The sequence below is a fragment of the Haladaptatus ordinarius genome, from assembly GCF_054177595.1.
The window spans coordinates 1-4358 of the sequence record NZ_JBPEHH010000191.1 but is presented as its reverse complement, the minus strand read 5'-3'; the positions used below and the strand labels follow the sequence as shown (position 1 = coordinate 4358).

Sequence of the window (4358 nt, the reverse complement as noted above, 5' to 3'; positions counted from 1 at the left end):
TCGAGCTGTCTTTTCCCACCACCGACCGATCGGTCGAGAGAACGGCCCCGACTACTCCTCAAATCACGTTTGATTCCGTCGATATTCATTTGTAGAACCTCTATATCCCGAAAACGTGGTGACCGGAAGAAACGGGAGACTGCGGCTCAGTATCGGGTGAACGACCCCGACCCGACCTCGATTCGAACCAGCGTGTTCTCGGGGTACGCGGTTTCGCTCGCACCGTATCGGGGGTTGATTCGAGCGGCGGCCGCCCGCGTCGCTTCGTCGTCCTCAACGACGGTGGCCGTCCCCTGTACCGTCACCATCCACTCCGCTTTCCCGTCGGTGTCCTGCTGGATAGAGACGGCGACGCGGGGGTTCTTCCGGACGTTCGCCAGTTTCCGCCCGCCCGTGAGAATCGAGAACGTTCCGTCGTCGTAGTGGTACCACACCGGCGCGACGTGCGGGCGGTCGTCGGAACTCGTCGCGAGATGGGCCATGACCGACGCTTCGAAGAGGAGACGTTCGGCTTCGTCGGGGAGTGGGTTCGTCATAGATGGGAGAACGATAGCCTGAGGGAAGTGTTTTCGCGTGCGACGTCCGCGGGGCTGGTGGAAATCGAGAACAATCCTCGTGACCGTGAGTGCAGGTCTTTTTGTGCTCCACTGTGTAGTTCGGAGTGGCCGATGACGAGACGCGTGTTCTGAACCGGCGTGGCGGCTGGTTATGAAGAACCCTATGAGTGCCGAGGCCGACTTTCTGACGTCAGCTATTTCCCAAAAAACGGCACTGGTGAATCGCCATACAGCGCGTGATTTTACCGTTTCACAGCTCGCTTGATATTGTGAACGATACATTTCACGACGAGCTCACGAAATTCTCGGTACCAGGTGCGAGCACGCACGGCGGCGCCGTGCGTGCGCTTGATCGACGAGAAGACGGTCTCACACATCGTTCGTTGGCGGTAGCGAGGCCCATCGACCCGCGCGTTGTGCGCGTGGTCGATGGGCCGGAAGATGCGATGCTTAATCAGCGGTCTTACGCCCTCGTCACGGAGCTTATCGCGTAATTCCATCCAGTCGTAGCCTTTGTCGGCGGCGAGGCTGGACAGGTCGCCTGCGTTGCGGCAGGCGACCTGCCAGCCGAGCCGTGTGTCGTGCGGTTTCTCGGTCGTACAGTGAACGTCGAGGATGGCTTGACTCTCTGTGTCGACGAGCGCGGTCGCTTTGAGTGTTTGAACACGATAATTCGTCCGGCGGCAGTAGTGCTTGCTAGCGTTTTCGCGGTCGAAAAACGTGGCGTCGATGGCGGCGTGACCCGAGGGGTCGTGCAGCTGCGCCGACAGGCGCAGCATCACTCGCCAGACCTTCATCTCGAACCTATCAAACGCCTTTACCAGCGTCGAGTGGTCAGGGGGATCGCCCTTTTCGAGGCCGATCTCCCCGCAAATATGCGGCATCTCGCTCAACAGATCCAGAGCGTTGCGATACGATTCATCGAGGTAAACCCGCAGACAGTGTAGCGACACGAGAGCGTAGTCGGCGAAGCCGCCACCCCCTTCGGGGGCGGCGACTTCGCCTCGGCCACCAACAACATTTTTAGCCAACGTAACCGCTTTGCTCGTGAAGCGGGAGATCTTCGACATGAGCTATCGCCGATTTCCCGCTTCATCTTCCAAATTCTAACGGACGAAACCGACGCCGTCTAGTGATTCACCAGAGCCCTTCCGTTTAAACGTCGACTGCAGGCGTTGGCGCATCGCGGGCGTCAACTCGGCCAATGCCCGCCTGATCAGTCGCTTGTTGTAGTCCGTGAGTTTACCGTCGTTGTACTCTTTCTCCAATTCGCGGGTCTCATTGATGAGCCGCAAGAGTTTCGCATCCCGCGCTTTCGACGGCTCCTCGGTGATCAGGACGTATTCGAGTTGCCCGAGGTTGCCACTGGTCTCGACCGGTTTACACTCATACTCGTCGCTCACTACCGCATCGCCTCGTCCACTACCACAGTATGGGGAGAAGTGGTTTTTATACGCACCTGCTTATCCTTCATCGAAGCAGACACTAAGGTGGTTACTGGCCAGAAATCACTGGTTATAGCGGAAATAGCGCGGATGCCCGGGATTTCATCATGGGATGGAGTACGTGGGCTTGGATCAATGTTTCTCTCCCCGGTCGGTCGGCATCGAAAGGCGTCGCCGGTGACGCATTTTTAACAGCGGTTTCCATCCACAGGAAACTACCTGAGGAGATAGAATTACAGTCAGGCCACTATTTTTTTGCTACATACGATAGTATAGCTAACGCCTACTACAGTAGTATTGAGAGTAGACGGCTTATAACAAAATATGAATGCGTCTTCTGCTATGCCGCGCCATGGAAGAAACCAACAACTGTAGCAGTAAGGTTAAACGAAGAGGCTATCTCAAAGGAGTCGCCGCAGCCGGAATGGGTGCTGGTGTTCTTACCAACTTTGCCGGCCGTGCGAGCGCGCAGTCGAACGACGTAATGGATGTGGACGGGGACAGTGTCTACCTGCTATTTGGCCTGGACACATCGTCGACCGACCTTGAGTCGTGGGTTGAGGACAACAAAGGCAACCTCAACGCGAAGTCACAGCAGGCGTCGTCAGAAGTCATCCAGTACCAGAACGTCTCCCAGCTGAACGTCAACCAGCAGAGTAACGCTGTCTCAATCTCCATCAACGGCGGTCAGGCAGAAGCCATCCAGCGCACGTACCAGAACAACGAAAACACGCAGGCTGGTAGTGCCCAGTCAATAAACGCAGGCACGGAGACGGAGAAGCAGAAGTTCGAGGGCGTCAAGAACGTCTACATCGTCTTCGCTGAGGAGACAGAATGCCGGGAGTTCGCTGGGTGGGTCGTCAGCGACGATACATACGAGAGCGAGCAGTTTGCTGAGGCGACGATTGAGCAAGACCAAGAGGTCGAGCAATTCAACTACAATAGTCAGAGTACTGCTGTCGCGATCGCGGAGGACAGTAGCTATTCCCGAGCGTACCAGCGGAGCTACCAGGAAAACAACAACTACCAGTCTGCTGAAGCGTTGGCGGCAAACAGTGGTGACGGTGATTCCCAGACCGCCTCGTCGTCGGTTATCCAGTCCCAGGACGTTACACAGGTCAACGTCAACGAACAGGGTGTCGCCGTTGCGATCGCCGTCGGCAGCGACAGTGTCGCAAAAGCATGGCAGATCAGCTGCCAGTACAACGTGAACCAGCAGATTGCCGATGCCACCGCGATAAACATCGATCCGAAGTCGATTGAAGAGGTCACAGCGAGCGCTAAGATCGAGGCTGATGTCTCGGATGTCGAGATGACGCATTCGAAGGACGGGGACGGCCAGTCCAACCAGGTTGCATCAGCGGACATCACGCAAGTGCAGAGGGTTGGTCAAGAAAACATCAACATGCAGAATGCGGCCGTCGCCGTTGCGCTCCAGGATAGTGAGGCGACGGCTACGCAGGCCAGCTACCAGGCGAACTTCAACGCGCAGGTCGCCGAAGCAACCGCAGTGAACGTCGATAATAGCCATCACGAGGCGTGCAAGGTGATGAGCGGCACGGACGCGAAGGGCGACGAATCCTGGGCGGTTGCTTACGATGATGGGACCCAGCAGACGGCCAGTGTCGATATTACGCAGACGCAGGTTATTCAGCAGCTGAACGTCAACGAGCAGTTCAGTGCAGTTGCATTCGCTGTGAACAACGGCAATGCAACGGCAGAACAGCTCAATTACCAGGTGAACGAGAACATCCAGGCGGCCGAAGCAACCGCAGTCAACGAAAGTGGTAGTGAGAACGGAAAGAAAGACCACGACGGTAAGAAGGGCCACCACCACGGCAAGAAGAAGAAAAAGAAGGGCCACCACCACGGCAAGAAGAAGAAAAAGAAGGGCCACCACCACGGCAAGAAGAAGAAAAAGAAGGGCCACCACCACGGCAAGAAAGGAAAGAAGTGCAAGAAGAAGAAAAAAAAGTGTGGAAAAAGTGGGACTAAGCACAGCGACCTGTCGCTGAGCATGTTCCTGGACTTCCTGTAGGTAGCCTAACGGCATCCCCTTCGTTCCATCGTTTTTGGCGAGAGTTTCCTACAGTAGTGAGATATTCAAGTACTGATTCGAGAGCTAGATGTTGAGAGATGAATTCTTTAAATTTGTTGCTTTAGCGGCTAGCAAAGGGTCGATGAAACCAGAATAGGAGGGGCATCTTACGATTGCAGGTTTTGTCTAAGGACAAGCATCGCTAGTTGTCCACTCTCTCGATAACTGCATCGGCAAAAGCTGCGCCTCACACGGTAAAGACCGCGAAATAAGACGAAGACTGTCTTGGATGCTGTGATGGGGCGTGAATATGTTGAA

The 4358-nt window shown here is 55.6% G+C and carries 4 protein-coding genes; 1 reads left to right on the top strand and 3 read right to left on the bottom strand.

What is annotated here, in order from left to right:
* Positions 1-146: 146 nt before the first annotated feature.
* The 3 genes from ACR3FF_RS25935 to ACR3FF_RS25925 form a co-directional block, all read right to left on the bottom strand.
* Positions 147-536 carry a pyridoxamine 5'-phosphate oxidase family protein gene (locus ACR3FF_RS25935; protein ID WP_458190978.1) on the bottom strand — a complete coding sequence of 130 codons (390 nt, stop codon included), beginning with the start codon at positions 534-536 and terminating at the stop codon, positions 147-149.
* Positions 537-799: 263 nt separating this feature from the next.
* Complete coding sequence (locus ACR3FF_RS25930) at positions 800-1627, bottom strand: IS5 family transposase (protein ID WP_458190977.1); 828 nt, start codon at positions 1625-1627, stop codon at positions 800-802.
* Positions 1628-1663: 36 nt separating this feature from the next.
* A complete protein-coding gene (locus ACR3FF_RS25925) occupies positions 1664-1960 on the bottom strand; it encodes a hypothetical protein (RefSeq protein WP_458190976.1) in 297 nt (98 codons plus the stop codon).
* A gap of 394 nt (positions 1961-2354) precedes the next feature.
* On the opposite strand from ACR3FF_RS25925, the gene ACR3FF_RS25920 reads away from it, so the two are divergent.
* Positions 2355-4040: a hypothetical protein gene (locus ACR3FF_RS25920; RefSeq protein ID WP_458190975.1), complete on the top strand. Its 1686-nt coding sequence runs from the start codon at positions 2355-2357 to the stop codon at positions 4038-4040.
* Positions 4041-4358: the final 318 nt, after the last annotated feature.